Origin of the sequence: Pseudomonas sp. PA-6-3C (genome assembly GCF_021605825.1) — a bacterium.
Taxonomy (GTDB): Bacteria; Pseudomonadota; Gammaproteobacteria; order Pseudomonadales; family Pseudomonadaceae; genus Aquipseudomonas; species Aquipseudomonas edaphica.
Genome location: NZ_WKDV01000044.1, coordinates 25189 through 46692 on the forward strand (window position 1 = coordinate 25189; position 21504 = coordinate 46692).

The 21504-nt window shown below is 58.8% G+C and carries 19 protein-coding genes and 1 tRNA gene; 3 read left to right on the plus strand and 17 right to left on the minus strand.

The window, feature by feature from the left end; genetic code table 11:
- Positions 1-7: 7 nt before the first annotated feature.
- Positions 8-679, minus strand: a complete 672-nt coding sequence (locus GIW48_RS24360) for a Bax inhibitor-1/YccA family protein (RefSeq protein ID WP_058419884.1) — start codon at positions 677-679, stop codon at positions 8-10.
- A gap of 152 nt (positions 680-831) precedes the next feature.
- Here GIW48_RS24360 and GIW48_RS24365 point away from each other — a divergent pair.
- Positions 832-922: transfer RNA gene (locus tag GIW48_RS24365), tRNA-Ser, on the plus strand.
- A gap of 437 nt (positions 923-1359) precedes the next feature.
- Here GIW48_RS24365 and GIW48_RS24375 read toward each other — a convergent pair.
- The 4 genes from GIW48_RS24375 to GIW48_RS24390 form a co-directional block, all read right to left on the minus strand.
- Positions 1360-1920 carry a fasciclin domain-containing protein gene (locus GIW48_RS24375; protein ID WP_017136558.1) on the minus strand — a complete coding sequence of 187 codons (561 nt, stop codon included), beginning with the start codon at positions 1918-1920 and terminating at the stop codon, positions 1360-1362.
- Between the two features lie 991 nt (positions 1921-2911).
- Positions 2912-3322 carry a VOC family protein gene (locus GIW48_RS24380; RefSeq protein ID WP_099547932.1) on the minus strand — a complete coding sequence of 137 codons (411 nt, stop codon included), beginning with the start codon at positions 3320-3322 and terminating at the stop codon, positions 2912-2914.
- A 217-nt stretch (positions 3323-3539) separates the two neighbouring features.
- Positions 3540-3866, minus strand: a complete 327-nt coding sequence (locus tag GIW48_RS24385) for a DUF2388 domain-containing protein (protein ID WP_169988288.1) — start codon at positions 3864-3866, stop codon at positions 3540-3542.
- A 110-nt stretch (positions 3867-3976) separates the two neighbouring features.
- The gene (locus tag GIW48_RS24390) at positions 3977-4408 is read right to left on the minus strand and encodes a hypothetical protein (RefSeq protein WP_099547930.1); all 432 of its coding nucleotides are present in this window, start codon (positions 4406-4408) and stop codon (positions 3977-3979) included.
- 228 nt (positions 4409-4636) lie between these two features.
- On the opposite strand from GIW48_RS24390, the gene GIW48_RS24395 reads away from it, so the two are divergent.
- Positions 4637-5059, plus strand: coding sequence for an RDD family protein (locus GIW48_RS24395; RefSeq protein WP_017136552.1), 423 nt, complete (start codon positions 4637-4639; stop codon positions 5057-5059).
- 678 nt (positions 5060-5737) lie between these two features.
- Here the strand turns inward: GIW48_RS24395 and GIW48_RS24400 are convergent.
- The 3 genes from GIW48_RS24400 to GIW48_RS24410 form a co-directional block, all read right to left on the minus strand.
- Complete coding sequence (locus tag GIW48_RS24400) at positions 5738-7183, minus strand: serralysin family metalloprotease (protein ID WP_170040196.1); 1446 nt, start codon at positions 7181-7183, stop codon at positions 5738-5740.
- A 248-nt stretch (positions 7184-7431) separates the two neighbouring features.
- Complete coding sequence (locus GIW48_RS24405) at positions 7432-7797, minus strand: hypothetical protein (RefSeq protein WP_017136551.1); 366 nt, start codon at positions 7795-7797, stop codon at positions 7432-7434.
- Positions 7798-7975: 178 nt separating this feature from the next.
- Positions 7976-8356, minus strand: coding sequence for a DUF1090 family protein (locus tag GIW48_RS24410; RefSeq protein WP_169988296.1), 381 nt, complete (start codon positions 8354-8356; stop codon positions 7976-7978).
- 403 nt (positions 8357-8759) lie between these two features.
- On the opposite strand from GIW48_RS24410, the gene GIW48_RS24415 reads away from it, so the two are divergent.
- A complete protein-coding gene (locus GIW48_RS24415; RefSeq protein ID WP_026013657.1) occupies positions 8760-9056 on the plus strand; it encodes a putative quinol monooxygenase in 297 nt (98 codons plus the stop codon).
- Positions 9057-9316: 260 nt separating this feature from the next.
- On the opposite strand, the gene GIW48_RS24420 is transcribed toward GIW48_RS24415, so the two are convergent.
- Genes GIW48_RS24420 through GIW48_RS24460 form a run of 9 tightly spaced genes read right to left on the minus strand, consistent with a single transcriptional unit; the run spans position 9317 to position 21490 of the window.
- Complete coding sequence (locus GIW48_RS24420; RefSeq protein WP_026013656.1) at positions 9317-10366, minus strand: hypothetical protein; 1050 nt, start codon at positions 10364-10366, stop codon at positions 9317-9319.
- 11 nt (positions 10367-10377) lie between these two features.
- A complete protein-coding gene (locus tag GIW48_RS24425) occupies positions 10378-12186 on the minus strand; it encodes a hypothetical protein (protein ID WP_177035052.1) in 1809 nt (602 codons plus the stop codon).
- Positions 12187-12189: 3 nt separating this feature from the next.
- On the minus strand, positions 12190-13476 hold the full coding sequence (locus tag GIW48_RS24430; protein WP_236460990.1) for a hypothetical protein: 1287 nt from the start codon (positions 13474-13476) through the stop codon (positions 12190-12192).
- Positions 13477-13487: 11 nt separating this feature from the next.
- Positions 13488-14411, minus strand: a complete 924-nt coding sequence (locus GIW48_RS24435) for a hypothetical protein (RefSeq protein ID WP_236460991.1) — start codon at positions 14409-14411, stop codon at positions 13488-13490.
- 59 nt (positions 14412-14470) lie between these two features.
- Positions 14471-16834, minus strand: coding sequence for a hypothetical protein (locus GIW48_RS24440; RefSeq protein ID WP_099547922.1), 2364 nt, complete (start codon positions 16832-16834; stop codon positions 14471-14473).
- A gap of 10 nt (positions 16835-16844) precedes the next feature.
- Positions 16845-17984: a hypothetical protein gene (locus GIW48_RS24445; RefSeq protein WP_236447810.1), complete on the minus strand. Its 1140-nt coding sequence runs from the start codon at positions 17982-17984 to the stop codon at positions 16845-16847.
- Positions 17963-19399: an alkaline phosphatase family protein gene (locus tag GIW48_RS24450; RefSeq protein WP_236460999.1), complete on the minus strand. Its 1437-nt coding sequence runs from the start codon at positions 19397-19399 to the stop codon at positions 17963-17965. The genes GIW48_RS24445 and GIW48_RS24450 overlap by 22 nt, the downstream gene beginning before the upstream one ends.
- Positions 19389-20609, minus strand: a complete 1221-nt coding sequence (eboE, locus tag GIW48_RS24455) for a metabolite traffic protein EboE (protein WP_236460992.1) — start codon at positions 20607-20609, stop codon at positions 19389-19391. Before eboE ends, GIW48_RS24450 begins: the two co-directional genes overlap by 11 nt.
- Positions 20606-21490, minus strand: a complete 885-nt coding sequence (locus GIW48_RS24460; protein WP_170040186.1) for a TatD family hydrolase — start codon at positions 21488-21490, stop codon at positions 20606-20608. The genes eboE and GIW48_RS24460 overlap by 4 nt, the downstream gene beginning before the upstream one ends.
- Between the last annotated feature and the right edge of the window lie 14 nt (positions 21491-21504).

Consider the following 21504-nt stretch of genomic DNA (forward strand, 5'->3'; position numbering starts at 1 on the left):
CTAGCAATCAGTCATCGCGGCTCATGATGCCGAAGATCTGCAGCAGGCTAATGAACAGGTTGTAGATCGACACATACAGGCTGATGGTCGCCATGATGTAGTTACGCTCACCGCCGTGGATGATGGCGCTGGTCTGGAACAGGATGCACACGGAGGAGAACAGCACAAAACCCGCGCTGATCGCCAGCTGCAAGCCGCTGATCTGGAAGAACATGCCGGCAACCACTGCCGCCAGCAACACGAAGAAGCCTGCGGTAATGAAGCCACCCAGGAAGCTCATGTCCTTACGGCTGATCAGCACGTAGGCCGACAGGCCACCAAACACCAGGGCCGTCATGGCAAATGCCGAGCTGACCACTTCCGCGCCGCCGGCCATGCCGAGGTAACGGTTGAGGATCGGGCCAAGGATAAAGCCCATGAAACCGGTCAGTGCAAACGCCGACACCAGGCCCCAGGCCGAGTCACGCAGTTTGTTGGTCAGGAAGAACAGACCGTAGAAACCAATCAGCACGACAAAGATATTCGGGTAGCCGACGCGCATCTGCTGCGCCACATACGCCATTACGCCGCTGAACGCGAGGGTAAGGGCGAGCAAGCCGTAGGTGTTGCGCAACACGCGGCTGACTTCAAGCTGCTCAGCCTGCGCGTTACCATTCAGTGCGTAATTCTGTTCGCGCATGGCGACACTCCTTCAGTTTTGAAACATTCAGTCGCAAGGATCATAACAGACGCTCTGTAACAAGCCATGGCAAGAGTTTGACAGTGTGTTTCATTCGGGTATTATGGCGCCCGCTGACACGGGATGGGCTATCATAATCCTGTGAAGCAAAAGGGAAATTGGCAGAGTGGTTGAATGCACCGGTCTTGAAAACCGGCGGACGTTAATAGCGTCTCCAGGGTTCGAATCCCTGGTTTCCCGCCAAGATTTACACGAAAGCCCCGCGATTGCGGGGCTTTTGCGTTTCTGGGGTTTGGTCGTGGCGGGTTTGTATTTGTTCCGCGTTCCATAGCTATTATGGAAGTGTTCCAGAACTTTTCTATTTTGACGGCTTCGCAGTGGCGCCAAGCCTTCTGTAAACGCGCTTTGCGATTTCCTGATTGCTATGCCCCAGCAACAGGCTTGCATCGCCAATATCCACGATTTCTGACCCCGCTTTGGGTCGAATATTCCTGAACTGATACCCGCCGATCTTTGCGGCAAGCGCCGGATCTCCCTGCCCAATTCAGTCACTACGATCGCCTCGTTAGCATCTGTGTAAAACAGTAGCGATGACATAGCTCTTCCTTGAATTGACAGTAACTGCCTATATGCGCGCCTCAACACCCGGCAAACTGCACGCCTGCCGGGTTCAAGAGCGTTTAAGGCATCAAGACCGAGTCGATAACGTGGATTACGCCGTTGGACTGCATAACGTCTGCGATGCTGATACTCGCCTTACCGCCTTTGGCATCGACAACCCAAAGCTTGCCGTCGTGCAGCTTAATATTCAGCGACTCCCCCTGAACTGTTTTCAACACAACGGTGCCGCCATTCTTCTTGGCGTCGGCCATCAGCTGTGCTGATGTATGTGTGCCAGCAACTACATGGTAGGTCAGAATTTTAGTCAGGTCGGCTTTGTGCTCAGGCTTGACCAGAGTTTCGACGGTGCCTGCTGGCAGCTTGGCAAAGGCTTCGTTTGTCGGAGCGAATACGGTAAAAGGACCTTTGCTGTTGAGTGTATCAACCAGGCCGGCAGCTTTGACTGCCGCTACCAGTGTGGTGTGGTCCTTTGAATTGACTGCGTTCTCCACGATGGTTTTGCTTGGGTACATCGCTGCGCCTCCGACCATCACAGTGTCGGCAGCAAAGCTGAGTGTTGCAGTAACGGAGAGAAACGCGAAGCAGGCTGCAGCAGCAATTTTTTTGTAAAAGGCGTGCATGATGAATCTCCTTGGCTCTTGTGCCCTCCGAGTGAGGGTATTGAATCTACGAGCCAACGATCAAAGTGGATGCACCTTTTCAGAAAATAACTTTTTAAGCGCAACGCCTGCCGGTTCAAACCTGTCGGTCGCTGTTCCTGACATTCCATCCACACTGAATGCCTGGGCAGGGGCGCAATTGTGATTTGTCCGTTCTTGGTCAAAAATGGTCATTCCACCTGCCTGCCAAATCAGCGACGATTCAGTATGAGTAGTTTAAAAAGCCCGAGATTCAAAAAAATCAGGTCTGTAATTGCGACAGTGTTGGTCGTCGTGATAGCAGGGTTTGTGCTGAGATACTACGAGGCAAAGGATGAGGCGAATATTGCGTTTCAGGAGTATTTACGTTCAAACCAACAGGTGACTACTCAGATAGGTAATGTTGCTTCCTTAACCTTGTTGAAACGGTTTGTATACGATGAAAGTGACACTGGGCCAGGTTTTCATCTTTACCTTTACTTGGTCAAAGGCGAGCATGGGAGCATGACTGTAGAAGTCAAAAGGATCGAGGGGAGCTCGCAGATTGTGATCAGTGATATACAGCAGTAGCTGAATCGCCCCGAATTTCGTAGGCACTCCTGGTGGTCGGCCATTTGCCGATATCCCTGACTCGATATCCTTTCGGCAGGTCGCCAGGCTATTCGACTTTCTTGCCTGGCAGACGGATGACAACGGATCAACGATGACTCGCACCGCTGAGCGCTGGCTCGTCGAAGGCACAGATCTGCGCAAGATTCAGATCGCTCTCAACCTCGAGGTTTACCCGTTTGCGGACGAGCATGAGATGTACCGCGTGTTGTCTGATGTGGCTGTATCCCTCCCGCAGATGGCGGGTAGATGCCAGTTGCTGATTAGCGCTCGGAAAGTCGGTAGATAGCACCTGGTCACACAGTCAATTCAGCACATTCAGCCCGCGCAATGGCGGGCTTCAAGCCAATACCGTGAGCGGCGCCTATCCCGCCACATGCAAATCTCCACGATGAGCGATGTGCACCTTGTTGCCATCTGGATCACGCAGGTACGCACCGTAGTAACCGTCACCATAGTGAGGGCGTTGGCCAGGTTCACCCTCATCAGATCCACCTGCAAGAAGCCCGGCTGCATAGGCGCTATCTACCGCATTTGGAGAGGGTGCAGTGAAAGCCACCATGCTGCCATTCCCTGCTTCGGCCTCATTGCGGTCATAAGGGCTGTACACATAGAAGCGAGGGAGAGCGTTATCTGGCTTGATCCAGCATGCCGAAGGTGGCCCGCCATCAGGGGTTACAGGCCGTCGACAGAGCCCCAAGGGGATCAGCACCGCGTCATAGAAGCTAGACGCCTTATCAAGATCGTTTGTCCCAACGGTTACGTGACTGAACATCCTGTATTCCTGCTTACGAAGGCAAGGCGTTATCGTGTCATTTTGAAGGTGGGCGTGTATAGCGGTCGTCGGGTAAGACGTCGAGGGCACGTCTCGGCTCTCCAAATCGCAGACAAAGAAAAGCCCGCGATGGGGATTAGCGGGCTTAAAGGGATGTTCTCTAGGAGCTGGGGTAACCCTAAGCGCCCGAGTGTGAAAGGGATGTGAAAGGTTGCGCTCAGTAGGACGCCGCGATCGCCTTGGCGAGTTGCATATCGGACATGAGCGGTGACCTGTGGCTCAATCGATAGTGTCGGGAGGCTTGCTCAAACTGTGCTCCGCGAATCTCGCCGTCCGAACCTATGAACGCCAGTGCATCAGTCTTGGCTGACTTGAATATCTTTGGCGGCTCGGTGGTGAGGGATGTGGTTGCCCCAATTAAAATGGTGGGCAAGGAAATGGTGATAAATATTCCTGCAGCGACAGGGTTGACGTTGTCACCTGATACGGCCTGTGTGCTGACCGATGCCAGTAAGGCGATTGCCAGAGTCTTCCATGAATTCATGCTTCGATGCTTCCACTGCGATCAGAGCGGGCCACGATAGCAGAGCGGGGCGCCTGCCAGAAACAAGAAGCCCGGCGCTGGGCCGGGCTTCGATCTAACAGCGTCAGAAACTAACGATGCTTGTTCTTGTGTTTGTGCTTGTTGTTGCCTTTGTGCTTTCTGCCATCGGATCGATGATTGCTCTCATCGTCTGCCAGGTTGTTTCCCAGCGCGCCACCCGCCGCGCCGCCGAGACCTGCACCGATCGTCGAGCCGGTTGTACCGCCGAGGCGATTACCAATCAATGAGCCACCCGCGCCGCCAATTCCTCCACCTAATGCAGCTTCCGCTCTATTGCCTTTTTGAGCACCGACAGCACTGCCGGCAGCACCACCTACGCCTGCGCCTACCGCCGCGCCCGTTGAGCCGCCGAGCTGTTGACCTACGATGTTGCCAAGTGCACCACCAACGCCGCCTCCAAGGGCGGCTGTGCCATCTCCGGCAGCCATCGCTCCTTGCGAAATGAGGACGCCCAAAAATAGGGCGGGCAGTGTCATTTTCATTTTGTGAACCTCTATGGGTTGTCAGCAGGCGCTCACGGTTTAAAGCACGCCTGGCATTAGGACTAGGACAAAAGTTTGAAGTTCTTTGCGGGTGGTGCCTGCGGGCGAATGGTTGTAACAAGATATGCCATAATGGAATCGGCTGCGGAGGACGGGCTTAAGCATATCCGCGCTGAGCTTTGTGCATATTGAGATATTTCAAATCGAACATTATTGGAGCGTCAACGCATGGAAGTGAGCACCCCTCAAAGCGAGTACCGAAAGCCAGACAACTTGGCTGGATTGGGGCGGCGGTTGGGAGGTCAGTGGATTGACTCCTTAATCACCTTTTTTGTTTTATTCGCCGTGGGAAGAACGGCTGAATTTGTGGGTGTATCTCCAGACGCGGTCGGGATTCTGGCTATTGGATCCGCTGCGGCGTATTACCTGTTTTCGGACGCAATGCCAAACGGTCAAAGCGTGGGTAAAAAATTGCTGGGGATGTCAGTCATTGACGAGCGTAGCCATCTTAATTGCAATCTATATCAGTCGTTTATGCGCAACATCACTACGCCTGTTTTGAGCATTTTGGACTGGATTTTTATTTTCTTTGGCTCACGCAAACGCTTAGGCGACATGCTCGCATCCACGATAGTGGTCCGGTTGAAATAGCGGTGACCGTTGCTGCAAAACCCTAAGGTTCTTAATATTCACGAAAAAAGAGCCCAGCCCACGCTGGGCTTTCGCATCCAAAAGAACGGTAGCGTTGGGCACAGCGTATGACCGAGCCAGAATAGCTGACCAGGCCTGCGAGAAGAATTACGCAGGGCTCACATACCGAGAGTCGGCATGATTACCCGCCCGCACTCTATGAGTTGGCCGGCCGTTACTTGAAGTTCGCGGGTGGGTTTCGCTGCGTACCCGGCAAGGAAGCCGGCGGCGACAAGCGCAATGCACAGTAAGGTGTTTCTCAATATCATGCTGGGCGCTCGCTAACTGATTGATGTAAAGCAAGCAGCACAGATTCCAGATTATGCAAAAGGTTCCTGATGGTAGCCCTCATTGAGCTATGGTAATCACTGACGCTGGCGACCAAGGACTGATCATCAGGCACGTGATATTGCACACTGAGAACACTCAACTACTCTGATTGGATGCGTTCGTATTGCGGCCATCCGGTTTTTGATAGGGCACCATGGATAAGCGGCTCGCAGGTCTATCATTTTTGCTTACCCTAGGATGGGTTGCCACCGTGATAGCTGTAATGTGGTACTTCTACGACAATTAGTCTAAAGGCCAGAATCCACTTCTGGCTCCTCAGAACGCGGCGCCGAAGCACCGCGCTTTAGATCACGCCACGATGTCGCTGATGGCCGCCTGGCCCACGGTGGTGACGAGGAAATCGGCCACGCCGTGCCCGGAGAAGTCCACCGCCAAGGTGCCCAGGTTGGTACCCGAGGCATAGCTCAGCACAGCATCGCCGGCATGCCCGGTGAATGCATTGACGAAGCTCAAGCCTGCACCTTTGGTAATGCCCGACAGGTCGATCTTGTCGGAGCCCGAGGTGAAGTCAAAAATCCTGTCTGCAGCCCCTGGCCTGGAGTCGGAACTGGCACCATACACAAACGTGTCGTTGCCGGCGCCGCCCCATAGTTGGTCCGCACCGCCACCGCCGTAGATGATGTCGTCGCCGGCACCGCCTTTGATGATGTTGGCTGTGTTGTTGCCAATAATCAGGTCGTTGCCTGCGCCACCAAAAGCGTTCTCGAGGGTAACGCCCTTGGCGATGGACACGTTACCCACCAGGCCGCCGACGTCGGAGAACGCGCCTTCAGTGAGGTTGATCTTCTGGTTCTGGGTGAAGCCGGAGAAGTCCAGGGTGTCGTTGCCGCCACCGTCCCATACCGAGAACACCAGCTTGTCGGTATTGGAGGCGGCACTGTAGAAATCCCGCCCGGTATTGGAGTTGAACCCGTAGGTGGTGTCGCCGGCGCGGGTGGCGTAGTTGGCGCCGTAGAGCTTCTGGATCGCAGCGATGTCGTCGATCAGCGGGCCGGCTGCATAGGCTTCGCCCCCGCCTTTACTGAAGTTTTGATGGGTGTTGCTCTCGTTCCAGTAACTCATCACGGAGTAGCCGTGTGTATCTTCGGCATATTTCGCATCCGAATAGGACGGCCGTCCCACGCTGGCATCGTACGCGCCTGGGTGTTGCAGGCCAAGCGTGTGACCAATTTCATGGGTTAAAGTTTGACGGCCGTAATTCCCGTTCGCGGGCGTTAAGTTTTCTTGGTAACTTTTATTGGTATAAAATAATGCGTCACTGTTTCCACTGTTGTTTGGGTAGAACGCGAAAGCCGACCGGGCACCGCCATGCTGCAGATCATTGCTGTAGTTGCCCAAGGATATATGGGCGTCGCCTCCGCTGTTAGATTCACGGAATGAGATATTGGCGACGTCTGACCAGGATTGAAACGAAAGGGCTGCCTGGGACTTTTGTTGTGCGTTGAAAGCGGTGAAGCCGGAAACTTTCTCGGCGGCGTAAGATTTACTTTCTGAAGTCAGAAAGCTGTAGGTGAAATTGTATTTGCCGTTATGGTCATTGTCGCCCCAATAGTAACCGCCTCGGGTTATTTCATCCGCTGCCTGCGTAATGGTGTAAGACGGCTTTCCATTTAAATTAAATCCTCCTCGATCATAAGCGTGTGAAAAATTCAGGAGGCTTTGGTAATCTTCACTCGTCTGGATTCCTGCCGAAGAGGCAGTTGGATTAACAAGATTTTTCGTTGAGACAGTCATAAGTTTACATTCCTTCGTGTCCATTGAGCGTGGAGTGCTATAGGCTTATCACGTGTTCGCTGTTTTCTTGTTGTGTTGATCTTTATAAAGGAGTTATGCGTTTAGTGTTATTTGAAAATTAAATATAATATATAACGTATTGAAATATCCTTAAATATTTTGAGAGCCTCAGTTTGGTGAGAGGTCGCTGACCATGGAGTGGGCGCTCCGTTAGATAAATATGAGCGGGTGGCAATAACTTCCAGCGCTTACTTGTAAGCCTCAGGAAACCAGCGTTGTGCCAGCTTCACCTTGATCGCCAGGTCCTCTTTCGACTTCTGGCATTCGAGTGCTCGCTGCTCAACGCTCGGGATGGCCGGCCAATTGCGCTCACCCCGGGAGACGACTTGCTCGTAGCCTTCATCGTATTCCGCGCTTGGCCCTGCAATCAGCTTGGATGCCTTTACGTAATCGGCGACGAGATCGGCGGGCAGCGCCCCGCAGGTGAATTGCGCCCGGGAGTACATCAGGCCATCGCTTGCCCCGAGTACCTTCCCGTCGGCAGGTTGGGTGGCTGCAACGGATAGCGTGGGGTGGGCAAGCAACATAACGACCAGCAAGGTGCGTCCGTTCATTTGAAATATCCTTAACACTCCGAGCACTGGAGATATTTTCTCATCGGGCAATTCCCTTTGCAGGGTGATAGGCGTGCATTAAAGCATGTCTACCTCCTCGGGCTGCACACGGCAGATAGCCAAGTACCGGCCGTAAAAAAGCCCGCAACCGCGGGCTCTTCTCACATCACTTTTCGACTTACTTGAACAAACCACCGATGGCATTAATCGCATCCGCAGCCTTGTTCACGTTTTGCTGGTGTTGTGGGTTGGTATCCACCTGCGCCTGGGTGTTGTAGCGCGCGTTACTGCAGCTTTTATTGGTTTGCGTCAGGGCCGCCTGAAAGGCTGTCGCGCGCAAGGTATCGCCTTTGGCGTTGGCTGCATTGATGTTGGCCTGCAGATCGCGGATCTGCTGCTGGCAGGAGGCGTTGTTGGTATTAGTGTTGACGGTGTTGTTGCTGCTGCCACCCAGGGCGGAGGACAGCGCGCCCGTCAGGGCTGTCAGGTCGGCGGCGTGGGCGGGCAGGGTAAACAGGCTGAACAGGGCGGCGGCGGGTGCGAGTTGGGTAAGACGCATGGCAAACCTCGATGTTTGATTGCCTGCACACGTGTCAGCGCCCGAGCTGGCGCAGAGCAATATCCGTATAAAGTTGGGCGCTCGGGTGGAGGGAAATACTATTGGGGCAATTTTTGTGCTTCAACACTGGCGTTGCGGAAGTGTGAATGCCTTCACGTTGTTGGCGGGGCATGGCCTGGGCTGTCTACACCTCTAACCGCTCGGCACGCAGGTAAAACCAGACAAAGAAAAGCCCACGATGGGGGCGCGGGCTTAAAAGGTGTTCACTTAGGAGCTGAGTTCAGGCTAGGCGCGCCACTGTGAAAACCGCGTGAAATCTGCATGTGAATTATGTTTTTTGCACCCAGGCATCACGCTCAAGTACTGTGCTGCTTCTTTATCCAGCCTAAGTGATGGTGTGTTCATGCCAAATGAAGTGCGGCTTGTCGTGATGATCAATACCCAGCCCGGCAAGGGCTTGCAGCAGTTGGCAGCGTTTCAGGCGCTGGCACCTAAGGTGCGGGCCGAGCACGGGTGCCTGAACTATGATTTGCATCCCGTGGCGGGCAACCCCGACAGCTTTGTCCTCATCGAAAAATGGGCTTCAAAGGCTGCATTGGACGCCCACCATGTCGCCCCTCATATGGTGGAAGCGGCCCAACACAATCCGTCGTTTCGTGCGGGGCCTGCGACCGTCTTGCTGCTGGAGGACGCGGTATAAGGCCGTTTTCAGAGCCAGCGCTTTCAAGGTCTTTGAATAACCCGCGATACCCTTTAATCAAGGACGAACACTGTCACTGTGGCGAGCAGGCTTGCCCTGCGTTGGGTGGCGAAGCCGCCCCAAATCAGGCGGCTCGGTGAGCCAGTTACAGCGGGCTGGGGCTGCTGCGCAGCCCAACGCAGGGCAAGCCTGCTCGCCACGGGTTGCTTTTCTTCAGCTCGATTTCTGATTCGACTTGCTTGACTGCGTAGGGCATGGTTTCAAAGCGGCACCCGCCTTATCTTGCCGCTCAATGGCACCACTGTGTTGTAGGGCGTGGGGATTGGCCGCCCGGCCAGGCCCATGCCTTCGCTGATCAGCACGGCGTCCTGTACCACACATAAGTTGGACGGCGTATCCAGGCCGCGCACCAGCACTTCGACTTCCCGGGTGTGCAGGTTGCAACGCAGCAAACGCCCACTGAATCGGGTAAAACCGCCGTGCAGCGGCTCGCCGCTCCAGTCCGGCAGCAGCGGTTGTTGCAGGTGGCTGCACAGTTCCAGCACCAGCAGCCTGCCGCGCGGGCACAACGCAAGGCCCGTGGGCAATTGCAGGCCGCGTATCACCACTTCCATCTGCCCGGTGGCCGGGTGCACGCGGATCACTTGGCCGGCAAAGTCGGCAAAGTCGATGCCCTTGCGCGCCGGGTCGCCGTGCAGCTCGCCAGAGAACAGGCTGATCAACACTGCATCCGTCTGCGGTTCGTACACCAGGGTCACGGGCACGGCTTCCTGGCCCTGATCGAGTTCCGGCAGTTGCGCAAGCACCCGTTCGTCCCTGCCTTGTGTGAACTCCACCAGTTGATTGGTATCAGGTTTTACCGCCAGCCAGCTGCGGCGCGTGGGGTGGTAGCACAGCGCATTCAAATTGCCCCGGCTGTGGAACACCGGCTCAGGCGGGTTGTATTGCAGGTCGAGCAGTTGCGAGCCGCCGACATAATCGGTCAGGCTGGCCAGGCAACGCCCATCAACACAGGCGATGTCCGACACGCCCATGATTTCATCGCGCAGCATGCGCGCCTGCATGTTCATGCTGCGAAAGCCTTGGGCGATGACTTTGCCGGGCAAGTATTCACCAGGCCGCGCAGGGTCGGGTTGAAGTTGGCTGATGCGGCCGCTGAAGGGCTGGTCCGCCAGGCCGGAGCCGGCTTCGGCCAACAGCAGGCTGCCATCGTCTTGCAGGCACAGGCCGCGTGGGTTGAGCAGGCCGTCGGCGATCAGTGTAATGGGGTGCAGTGCCTCAATGGGCTGCGCCGGAATATGCAAGGTCATGGGGTGTGCTCCTATTGCGGCGGCTGCCATGGGCTGCCGGTGAGGTAGGCGCGCAGCAACGCACGCTGGGCCGGCGACATCGAGCGCACGACCGGCATGAACAGCGTGGTGCCTTTGTAGGCGTCCGAGGTGCGCGCCAAAATCGCGTTTTTGGCGCCCATGATCGCGTCGGGCTGGTTGAGCGGTACGTAGCGCGACATGGCGGGGAAGGCCAGGTAGTGAAAGCGCAACACGTTCGGGTAAACCTGTGCCCAGGTGATGGTGCTGCCCTTGGCTATGCCGAAATCAGTCTGGGCGTATTTGCGCAAGTTGGTGAAGAAGGCGCCATCGTCCACGCCGTTGGCCGTGCAGGTCAGCGCGACAAAACCGGCCTGGCCGGCACTGCCGCTTTTGAGCGTGACCGGGAAGCTCACCGTCTGTTGCCCGGCATTCACGGTCAGAGACGTGGGGAAGTTAAGGAAGTCAAAATACTGCTTTTGATCGTAAGCCCCCGGCGCGCTGGCTGCGAGGCTCACCTTGGTGGCGTTGGGCACTGGTCCGCCCAGGTAGCTGACGCGCAAGGTGATGGTCAAACCAGTGGGGTAGTCCTCCAGGTACACATTGCGCTGGTCGGCATACACCCGGTACGTCGCTTCGGTGGCGTTGAGTTTTTTACCGTTCACTGCATTGGGGGCGGTGATGTTCAGCGCCGTGGTCCTCACGGCTTGCTGTTGGCTGGTATTCAGGGGCAGGTCAACGATACCGCCATACACGTAGTAATTGACCAGCGGGCTGGCGGTGGGATTGAGTGTCGTCAGCGGCGCGGCACCGGCGGCAATGGTCACCGGCCCGTAATTGGCATTCGGCCCGATGGGGCTGGTGATGTCATCGCGCACGGCGCGGAAGGTTTGCTTGGGGATGACGTTGACCATATCGAGGCTCAGCAAACCGTTGTTGCCCAGCGCCGCATAGGCGGCGTTGCCCGTGGCCTGGTTGACTATCTGGCGGCCCGGCTGGCAGCCCGGCAGTTCGCCGGCAAACGCCGGGGCCAGGGTGCCGATCACCCGGCCGATGCTCGGGTTAGGCGTATATTTACCGGCGGCGTAATCGGCGTCCAACTGCGCCGTGGTCATCTGCGGGCACATCTCGAACATCACAAAACGCAAGACAATGCCCGTCGCCCCCGGCGCCTGGATGATCGCCTTGAGGCCTGCGCTGTTCTGGTTCCAACTGACGATACTGCTCAGCGGGAAGGTCAACTGGAACGTGCCACTGGCATGGAACGAGCCCGGTGCGTCCATTTTTGCCGGGTCGAGCACGCGGCCGGTCACGTCGTAACTGCTGCACACCGCATTGTTGCGGATCAGCAACTGGATATTGTCGTTGCCACCAATTTGCAGGCCACCGACAAATATCTGCGTGGTGGTCGAGGCGCTGGGGTCCAGGTCCACCATCATCGGGCCGGAGACCGGGCCTTGGCCGGTCACGGGGTCTACCGAGCCGAGCAGATACACCGGCTGGCCAATCAGGTCGCCGGTGGTGCTGATGTTGCCCGGCACACCTTGGGAACTGATCAAGGCGTTCTGCATGTCCACCACATGCTGGCCATAGTGGTTCCAGCCGCCGGCGGTGTAGTAGTTGCCGGCCGGCGCGTTGATCATGTTGTTCAGTTGGTCATCGGTATAAGACTGCGCACCCGGCGCCAGGGTCGAGGTGGTCAGGTCGAACAGCGGCCAGTTCGGGTTGCCATTGAACGGGATGGTCGGCGAGTTGTTCGGCAAGCTCACGTCGGTGCGGATGCCGCCCCAGAAATTCAGTCGTGGTCCATTGAGGATGCTCATGGTCTATTCCTTGTCCGTGGCGCGTGGGGTGACGGGCGGGTTGGCAAATTTGAACAGGTACGAGAAGTCAGACTTGAATGGACTCTTCACCGGCGTCGCCATGGAGTGGCAGTTCATGCAGCTGCTGTTGGGCTGGATATAACTCTCCATGGTCACGTTGGCCGACAGCGCCGGTGTCGGCTGGCCCAGTGGGTTGCTCGGGTTGTTGGGCATCAGCGGGCGCTGGGTGGTGATCAGCTGGTAGTACTTCAAGACGCTGCGTTGCAGGCCGGGGTTGGCTTGGTAATTGGCATTCACCCAGCCTGTGGCGTCGGCAATCGGCGTTACGCGGTTAAGCGGGTTCGGCGTCTTGAACGTGGTGCCGGGCTTGGGCACACAGACCAGTTGCGTGCCCTGGGTCTGCCAGTTGCACGGCGACTGGTTGAGCGTGGCGGCCGGGGCCAACGGGGTGTAGTAGGAATACGCCGTACCGGACACCGGCTGATCGACCCACTGGCCATTGACCTTGGCCTTGGGCGGCACGTTTTCGATCTGCTCGAAGGTCGACCAGATCCACTGCGGGTAGCCATTGACCTTGGTAATGATATGCAGGCCCACCAGCCCCAGATACGCCTCGGTCACCCCGGTGCGTTGGCCCTGGCTGTTGAAGGTGGCCACGCGCGCAATCTGCGTCAGGTAATGGCTGGCGTTGTCCCTGGGCGTGAGGATACGCCAGCTCGATTTGATCTCGATCACCCCATTGGGGAAGCTGATGTTATTGGCTTTGGACACCACATTCGCGTTGTAGAAGCGGTTGCCGACAATGTAGTTATAGGACGCCTGGTTGGCCGAGATATCGTAGTAGGTCGGGTTGCCCGCCTGGTCGATCAGCCAGCCACCGACCGCCTGGTCGATGGAGTTGACCAGCGAACTGTTCTTCAACGCAGCGATATTAATGATGCCCAGGCTGCGGGCCGTCAGCGGGCTGTTCCACGGCCCAGGGTTGGCGGCGCCCGGCAGGAAGATCTCACTGACGGTCTTGTAGGTCTGCCACACGGTGTAGCCAGAATCCCCAGGCTGTTTGTTGCAGTTGGGCGTGCCACGCTGCCCGTCCTGGGCCGGCCAGTTCAGGGCGACGAACATCTGCCAGCTGTATTGATCGAACTGGTCCTGCGGCGCATTGGCGGCGGGGGCGCTGGTGGGTGGCTGGCAGTTGAGCTGCGTGGCCAGCGTCGACGGCTGCGGTGCTTCGCGCGCCAGGGCCGGCAGGCTGACCAGCCCCAGCAGCATCACACTCAGTAGTGTTTTCATGATGATCTTCCTCAAGGCTTACGCTGCATCAACTGGTTCCATTGCGCCTTATGACCGTTGCTCTGGGAGGTCGGCGGCTCGAACAACTGGCAAGGCGGCGGGTTGGACGGGCACATCGCAGCCACTTGGTCCCAGGTCTGCCTGGGGTCGGGTTTGGCGATACGGAAGTTGGTGTAGTTCTGGCTCACGATCGGCGCATTGGCCACGCTGGTGTCCCCGGAAAAGAAGAACGACTGCGGCGAACGGTAGGGTGGTGCGCCGGTCTGGCGCTTGTTGAAGGCATAACCAAACAGGATCGGCCCCGACGGTGATTGCAGGTCCAGGGCATAGGCCTGCACGCTGGCGTTGAGGTTTTTGCTGCGCTCGGCGCTGTAGGGCAGGTGCTCGATAAAGTCCTGGCGCGGTGGGTGGTTCATCGGCGAAAACATGCAGCAGGCCGGCATGTCTTTCGGGCGGTCCTGCGGGTAAGTCAAAAAGTACGCCTTGTTGCCCAGGGACACGAACGAGCAGGTGTAGTTGTTGTTCTTGATCGGGAAGATCGGCAGGCAGTACTTCTCGTAGTGCTCCATCATCGCGCCGAAGCCGTCGCCATCCGGCGGGATATACGTGGTGTCGTAGTAGCTCGTCCCGCGCGAGACCGTGTAGTCGGCAGGTGTGAGGGTCGAGGGTGGATTGCTATAGGGCGGCGGGTTTTTCGCGTAGTTGTTCATGACCCGGTACATCGTCCAGTCGCTGATCCATTGCGCCGGAAAAAACGGATCGGACGGCTCGCCTGGCGCGCGTTTGGCGATGCAGTTGCCGTTCTGCTCGTTGCACCCTTCGCTGTTGTGTACACCATTGGTGAAGTACACGGCGCCGCTGTCCTCGGCGGCAAACGCGGCGGGGCTGAGCAGCACAAGCAGCAGCAACAGTCGGCTCAAAAGGCTGGTGTTCATAGGACACTCCTGTGAGGTGCCGGGCAGCCGTCAGGCCACCCGGCGCTCCTGCGTGTGGCTTAGTGGTAGTCGCTCATGCTCAATTGCACGGGCGGGTAGTTGCGTTTCACCAAGGCTTGCGCCCACAACTCCAGTACGGCTCGACGGCTTTGCGGCATGTCTCGCGTAATGGGCATCGCCAGGGTGCTTTCTTCCTGATAGGGCTTGCTGATCAACACAATCAGTTGGTCCACCGCGCCCTCAATGCGCGACAAGGAGTTGAGCGGCATGAACTTGCTCATGATCGGGTACAGGTAATAAAACGGCTGCAGGATGAAGGGGTAGATGAAGGTCTCCCAGATCAGCTGGCCGGCGTTTTCGCGCTGATAAATCAGGTTCCAGGCGTTGACGAAGTTCTGCTGCAACTGCGGTTCCAGCGGCAGCACCCGCAGCGGCGCAAGGAAGTCGGTGAAGGCCGTGGGCAGCGGGAAGCTGAACGGGATCGCCGGTGCCTGCTGACCTTCCTGCACAAAGAAACGCAAGGTCGGAAAACCCGGCGCCTGGGCGGTGACGGTCAGGTTGGCGATGCCGTTGGCGTCGGTCTGGATCTTCGCCAGGCTGTATTGCACCGTATTGTTGAGCGGGTCTTGCAAGGTGCCTTGCATGGCGATCGGGTTGGCGAACGTGAGCGTCGGGCTTAAGGCCACTGCCGCAGGTGTCGGTAAAAATTCCTGGTAGGTCACCGGCGTCATTTGATCGGCTGACACCGCCAGCCGCGTGGCCATCAATTGGCGACCGGTGCCCTCGGTTACGTGGCTGCGCAGCGTGGTTGCGCCTTGAAATTGCGGCCAATTGGCGCTGTTATTCGCCGGGTTGGCCGGGTCGTTGTTGAACAGCGTGAAGTTCGCCGCGTTGCTGAAGGCCAGGTAGTAGTCGGTGGTACACAGCATGTAGGCATTGCCGTATTCGGCCACCCACAACGTGGTGCCGGCAGGCGCGGGCAGGCCGTCGTATTGCACCATAACCTGCAGGGTTTTGGTGTCGCCCACGTCGATAAAGCTCGCGCTCTCGACGACTTCGGCGGTCCACATCTGCTGGGTCGCGGCGATCACGGGCGTGGTGCCGGGCTGTTGCAGTTCCAGGGTGCCGGTTTGCAGGAGTGCCTGGGCGTCCACGCCCAGCGGCAGGTCGAGGATGCCCGAGCGTTTGTCGAAGGCCGCCTGTTGATAATCGTCATAACCAAAACTGGCCAGCGGGCTGAATTGCGTGCCCTGGCGGATGCCGATCTGGTAATTGCCGGCCTGGAATTTGGCCGCGACCGGGATGTCGGCCGTCTTGTCGATCGGGTAGAACGGGAAGGCATTGCCCAGGTCCAGCGACAGGGTGTTGTCGTGGGCCTGCGCCGAGATCACCCCGAGCTGCGCCTGGGTGGCCGTGCCCGGCGAGGTCTTGTAGATGGGCACTGCACCGGCCGGTACCAGGCGCCGGCCGGCGGGGGCGGTGGGGAACTCATCGTCGAGCCACAGGCCCAGGGTGCCGACCGTGCGGCTATAGGCCGGGTTGAAGAAGATATCGCCGACGTTATCCAGCCCCTGTTGGTACATGGCCTGCACCTGGGCCTGGGCCGCCGCGCTGGAGGAGTGGGTGTCGATCGGCGGGTAGTTGTTGAGGATGCCGTTCTTGTCGTAGCACGTCAGGTAGGTCGAAAAACGGAACATCAAGCCCTTGGCATTTTGCTGCGCCATCTGGGTCTGCAGGTTTTGCAGCAAGGCGGAATTGCCGATCACCCATTCCAGGTTCTCTTTGGGGAAACAGGTTTGCCAGGTGGTGGTCACGTAGGCCAGGCCACCGAGGTTGGCCCAGTTGAAGTTGAGGAAACGGTCGAGCATGCGGAACTGGCGATTGAGCGTCAGGCCGCACTCGGCGTTGCCCAGCACCAGCTTGTCGAAGTACAGCGCGGTAAAAGTGTTCTGCCAGGGGCTCACGTCGACAAAGCGCGCCGGCGAGCTGGGCGCACCGCCGAAGGGGTTGCCGAGCAACTGGAAGCTCTGGTTGATCAGCGGGTCCTGGTCCACATAGCCACCGCCGGGTAACTCGCCGCCGGTGATCACCGACTGGGTCTGGTTGTAGCTCACGGTGCCGCAGGCATTGTCGCCGAACAGGTTCCACTCGCCAGGGATCATCGGCGTGGTCAACTGCCCGGCATTGCCTGGCACCTGCATCACGTAGTCGGGCACGCTGGCGGGCGGCAGCGGGGCGATGGTCCAGGGCAGCAAGGTGCTGGCGGCATTCAGTGGCGTGATGTCGAAGGCCTTCAAGAACGGCCAGTTCATCTGCATTTTTACCGCATCGTACAGCGGGTACATGTCGTTGTTGTTGGCCGTCGGCGGGTTCCAGAACATATGGCCGCCCAGGTAGATACGCGGGAAATTCAAGACGCTCATGTGAGGCTCCTTAACGTTGCCACTGGGCGCGTTTGAGCGACCAGACAAAGTCCAGTTTGTGGTAGCCGACAAAGTCGGAGGCGGGCAACGGCGCGGTGGGGTAGACGATGCCGCCGTCTTTGTTCAAGGCGAAATTGAAGTAGCCCTGCTTGGGCGAATAGGCCGCGGTGCCATGGCAGGCAAAGCAGGAAGATTCACTTTGGAACGCCGATTCCAGCTGGGAGTTGGCCAGTAACGTTGGCGTGGTGTTGGATTGCACGCCGATCAGCTCGTACTGCGCCAACGCCGGGTATTGAGCCTGGAAGGTGGCGTTCACCGGCTGCGCCGCCGCTGTTGGCCCGGTGCTGTTGGTCATCGGCGCAGCGGGTGCGGCGTTGGTCACCGTGTACTGGCTGTTGTTACGGTTTTCGAAGGTGGTCCACACCCAATCGGGGTTCAGCTTGTTGATCACATGCAAGCCGCTCAGCGCCGCATAGCCAACCTGATACTGCTTGCCCTGCTGGTAGTAGGCCTGGGCAATGTAGTAACCCTGGCTGGCCAGTTGTTGCTGGTAGGCCGTGTCGTTACCGATCCACAGCCACGCGGCTTTCAGCTCCCAGGCGGTGGAGGGGAAGTTCAGGTCGCTGGTGAGTGCGGCCTGGCCGTTCACGTTGTAGACCTTCTGCTGCACGATGTATTCAAACGTGTCCTGGCCCATCAGCAGTTGGAAGCGCACCGGCTGGCCTTTCTCGGCTGCCGGCACCTGGCCGCCCATTTGCAGGATCAGCCCGTCCACCTGTTGCGTGGCGTTGAGGTTATGCAAGATTCGGTTGGGGTTCATGCCCATCGCCTGGGCCTGGCTCAGCACGGCGGCGGGTGGCGGCACGCTTTGGCCATACGGCAGCGGTTGGGCGCCGTTAGGCAGGTAGACCTGGTCTGACGGTTTGAGGGTTTCCCAGACCCGGTCAGGGCTTTGTGGGCCGGCAGGCTGGTTCAGGCAGGCAAACCAGTTCCAGGCGAGGGTGTCGGGGCCTTGGGTGAAGGCGGCCCGGGTGGCGTCGAGATTGCCTCCAAACTGCAGAAAGTTGCTGCAATCGAAGGGGTTGGTGTCCTGTGCCTGGGCCAATCCGGCCAGTGCGCTCAGGACCGTTATAGATAAGGCTCGCCGCATGAAAGCTCCTTGGCATTCGCCAGTTCGAGGTGAGGGCGCCCCAGGAAGTGCTCCAGGAGCAGTTGCTTGACTGCCGTCGCCGCCAGTTGCTGCGGCAACGCCAGGTCGCAATTGGTGATCAGCAGCGGGCCGGTCTGCGCACTGCTGGGCAGACGACCATGGCTGCCACGGACTAACCCTGTGTCCAGTGGGATCAGGTCCATGTAGTAGCGAAAACCGAGCTTTTTTTGCAGCAGGCGGCGCGCCACTTTGAGCTTGGGCAAGCGAATGGCCGGGTCGATAAACAACTCGACCGGGTCGTAGCCGGGCTTGCGGTGAATGTCCACGGTGCGCGCAAAATCCGGCGCTTTGCGTTCGTCCAGCCAGTAGTAGTAATCGAACCAGAACCCGGCGGCGGCCACGGCCACCAGCTCGCCGCTGCGTGGATGGTCGAGCTGCCAAACGCGTTGTTCGGCTTTGTCCAGCACCTGCTCGATGCCGGGCTGGCGCTGCAACAGGGCTTTGACCCGCGGGATGTCTTGCGCGTGCTTTACGTAGACATGCGCGACCTGATGGTCCGCCACCGCAAACGCCGCGCTGGCGCCGGGGTCGAGCAGTTCCCAGCTCAAGGATTGGCGCACCTGCAACAGGCCTTCGGCGCGCAGCACGCGGTTGATCGACACCGACTGCGCGACGGCTTCGATGCCGTACTCAGACAGCAGCATCACCGCCGCACCCTGGGCCTCGGCGAAGGCCAGCAAACGCCCGACTTCGTGGTCGATGGCGCGCACTTCATCAGCAATCGACGGGTGCTCAGGCCCCACGCGCTGCAAGCTGTAATCAAGGTGCGGCAGGTAGATCAATTGCAGGTGCGGCCGGCTGATCTGGAACTCGGCCATGGCGCACTCGACAATCCAGCGGCTCGACGCGATGCCCGCCGCCGGCCCCCAAAAACCATGGAACGGGAACTCGCCAATCTGCGCCTCGATCTGCTCATGCAAACCGGGCGGCGACGAATACAGGCCAAATTGCTTGCGCCCATCGGCCGGGTAATGCGGGCGCGGTGTGATGGAGGCGTCCACATCGGCGTACATGTTGTACCACCAGAACAACTGGCTGCAGCGAAAGCCCGGCATTTCACGCTTGAGGGTGTGCCAGACCTTTTCGCCCTGGATCAGCGCATTGGGTTGCAGCCAGAAACGCACTTCGGCCTGGTCGCGAAAGTACCAGCCATTGCCGACGATCCCATGCTGCGACGGCGGCGCGCCGGTGAGGATCGAGGCCTGCACCGTGGACGTCACGGCAGGGAACACCGGTTGCAGGCTGGCCATCTTGGCGGTCTTGAGCAGCGCGTTGATCTGCGGCGTCGCCTCGCCCAGCAGCGACGGCGTCAGCCCGACCACATTGATCAGCAGCAGCGGTTGCTCAGAGCGCATCGGCATACGCCTCCTGCATCAGGGTTTGCAGCAGGTTGCGCTGGCGCAATTGGCTCTCGACCCAACGCAGCTCGGCGGCGATGCCTTCCAGCTGCGCCTGTTGCGTGGTGGGCCGCAGTTGCGCGGGCAACACGCCCCAGCTGTAGGTTTCCACCTCCAGCACCGGGCGGAACTCCGTGTGGGCGGCCAGGTAGTCGAAGGTCTGGGCCAGGGCCGCCTGGCTGCCGCGCAGTTCGGGCAACAGCAAGTGTTCGCTGAACAGCGGGATATGGAAGTGAATGCGCAGTTCGTTGAACCCGGTGCAACCTTGCAATGCCGCCGGCAGATCGGCCCATGCCACGCGACGGCCCTGTGCATCGAGTGCCTTGACCTGGTGCAGGTAGGTGGCTTCGGCAAAGCTTGCGAGGGTGTCGAGCACGGCTTCGCGCCGAACGGCATCGTCGGGCGGCAAGTGGCAGATCATCGCATTGGACAGCTGGACCTTGCCCACCGGCACGCCGGCGGCACGCAGCCGTTCCAGGGATTGATAACAATCCTCGAACATCACCGCTTGGTGGCACACATCAAAACACAGCGCCAGGTAGGCATGGTTCGGGTCCATGGCCTGCCGGTGCTGGAAGAATGCGAGGGTCTGCTCGGTATTTTCCAGCACACAGTCGGGCTCCATCTCCAGGCAGAACACAATTTTCTTGCCGGTTTTGTGGTGCAGCCTGGCAAGTGCGGCTGTGAGTTGGCTGAGGTGTTCATCGGCGCGCAGTTGCCGCGCTTTGCTCCAGGTTGCGGCATAGCCCAGCGGCACCGTGGAAATCACCCCTTGGCGGCAATCGTCGGGCAGGGCGTGGGCAAGGATGCGCGCCAGGTCCAGGCTGTAAGCCAGCCGTTGCGGGTCGGCCCAACTGGGCAAATACACCTCGGCCTTCACCGCGCCCTGGTGGAAGTCGCCATAGGGAAAACCGTTCAGTGAGGTCAGGCGCACGCCGCTTTGCTTGAGTAACTGCACAAACTGCGTGCGCGCCGGGGCGTGCTGTAATTGCGCCGCCGCCTGGGCGCAGATCCACAGGCCGCTGTCTTGTTGGGCCAGCCCGCGCAAGGTGCGCACGCCCTGAAAATGCTCGGTGATGGAGGCGCGCAGCCCGGCCAGGTCGCGTGCCGGGTGTACATTGCTGCAATAGCCGATCTGGCTGGCCGCCCAGCCCTTGGCGGCGCTCATTTGACCACCGGGTCCTGGCCACGCAGGGCCGAGTTTTCTTGCCATTGCTTGCGTTGGTCGATGGGCAGCGGCGTGCTCACCAGGGCCTTGTCGAGTTGGCCGCTCTGGGCAAAAAAGTCCACCGGGTTATGGAACAGCACCTGTTCCACCTGGGCTGCACTGAACCCGGCCGCGAGCATCGCCTGGCCGGTCTTGGGCACCTTGAGCGGGTCGCTGATGCCCCAGTCCGCCGCGCTGTTGACCACCATTTTTTCGGTGCCGTATTCCTGCAGCAACGCGACCATGCGCTGCTCCGACATCTTGGTGTTGGGGTAGATCGAATGGCCGCGCCAGCACTCGCTGTCGAGCACCAGCGGCAAGGTCAGTTCGTTGAGGTGGTCGATGATCACCAGGTGTTCGGCAATCCCCACTTCGCGGATGACGGCGAGGGTGCGTTTGGTGCCGCCGATCTTGTCACGGTGCGGCGTGTGCACCAGCACCGGCAGGTTGAATTGCTTGGCCAGTTCCAGTTGCGCGGCGAGGAAGCGGTCCTCTTCGGGAGTGATGTCGTCGTAGCCGATTTCACCCACCGCCACCACGCCATCCTTGACCAGGTAACGCGGCAGAATCTCCAGCACTTCATTGGCAATCGACAGGTCATTGGCCTCCTTGGGGTTCAGGCCGATGGTGCAGAAGTGGTGGATGCCGAACATGCTCGCGCGAAAGCGTTCCCAACCCAGCAGCGTGTCGAAATAGTCGACGAAACTGCCCAGGCTGGTGCGCGCCTGGCCTTGCCAGAATGCCGGTTCAATCACCCCGGTGATGCCGGCGGCGGCCATGTTCTGGTAGTCGTCGGTGGTGCGGCTGACCATATGGATATGCGGATCGAAGTACTTGAGCATGGTGAATCCTCGTC

Coding starts and splice junctions, on each gene's coding strand:
- GIW48_RS24425 (WP_177035052.1), bottom strand. CDS start 12,186: ATGAGCATCCTCAATGGACCACGACTGAATTTCTGGGGCGGCATCCGC.
- GIW48_RS24385 (WP_169988288.1), bottom strand. CDS start 3,866: ATGAATTCATGGAAGACTCTGGCAATCGCCTTACTGGCATCGGTCAGC.
- GIW48_RS24395 (WP_017136552.1), top strand. CDS start 4,637: ATGGAAGTGAGCACCCCTCAAAGCGAGTACCGAAAGCCAGACAACTTG.
- GIW48_RS24375 (WP_017136558.1), bottom strand. CDS start 1,920: ATGCACGCCTTTTACAAAAAAATTGCTGCTGCAGCCTGCTTCGCGTTT.
- GIW48_RS24380 (WP_099547932.1), bottom strand. CDS start 3,322: ATGTTCAGTCACGTAACCGTTGGGACAAACGATCTTGATAAGGCGTCT.
- GIW48_RS24410 (WP_169988296.1), bottom strand. CDS start 8,356: ATGCGTCTTACCCAACTCGCACCCGCCGCCGCCCTGTTCAGCCTGTTT.
- eboE (WP_236460992.1), bottom strand. CDS start 20,609: ATGAGCGCCGCCAAGGGCTGGGCGGCCAGCCAGATCGGCTATTGCAGC.
- GIW48_RS24445 (WP_236447810.1), bottom strand. CDS start 17,984: ATGCGGCGAGCCTTATCTATAACGGTCCTGAGCGCACTGGCCGGATTG.
- GIW48_RS24415 (WP_026013657.1), top strand. CDS start 8,760: ATGCCAAATGAAGTGCGGCTTGTCGTGATGATCAATACCCAGCCCGGC.
- GIW48_RS24450 (WP_236460999.1), bottom strand. CDS start 19,399: ATGCGCTCTGAGCAACCGCTGCTGCTGATCAATGTGGTCGGGCTGACG.
- GIW48_RS24435 (WP_236460991.1), bottom strand. CDS start 14,411: ATGAACACCAGCCTTTTGAGCCGACTGTTGCTGCTGCTTGTGCTGCTC.
- GIW48_RS24420 (WP_026013656.1), bottom strand. CDS start 10,366: ATGACCTTGCATATTCCGGCGCAGCCCATTGAGGCACTGCACCCCATT.
- GIW48_RS24460 (WP_170040186.1), bottom strand. CDS start 21,490: ATGCTCAAGTACTTCGATCCGCATATCCATATGGTCAGCCGCACCACC.
- GIW48_RS24390 (WP_099547930.1), bottom strand. CDS start 4,408: ATGAAAATGACACTGCCCGCCCTATTTTTGGGCGTCCTCATTTCGCAA.
- GIW48_RS24400 (WP_170040196.1), bottom strand. CDS start 7,183: ATGACTGTCTCAACGAAAAATCTTGTTAATCCAACTGCCTCTTCGGCA.
- GIW48_RS24405 (WP_017136551.1), bottom strand. CDS start 7,797: ATGAACGGACGCACCTTGCTGGTCGTTATGTTGCTTGCCCACCCCACG.
- GIW48_RS24430 (WP_236460990.1), bottom strand. CDS start 13,476: ATGAAAACACTACTGAGTGTGATGCTGCTGGGGCTGGTCAGCCTGCCG.
- GIW48_RS24440 (WP_099547922.1), bottom strand. CDS start 16,834: ATGAGCGTCTTGAATTTCCCGCGTATCTACCTGGGCGGCCATATGTTC.
- GIW48_RS24360 (WP_058419884.1), bottom strand. CDS start 679: ATGCGCGAACAGAATTACGCACTGAATGGTAACGCGCAGGCTGAGCAG.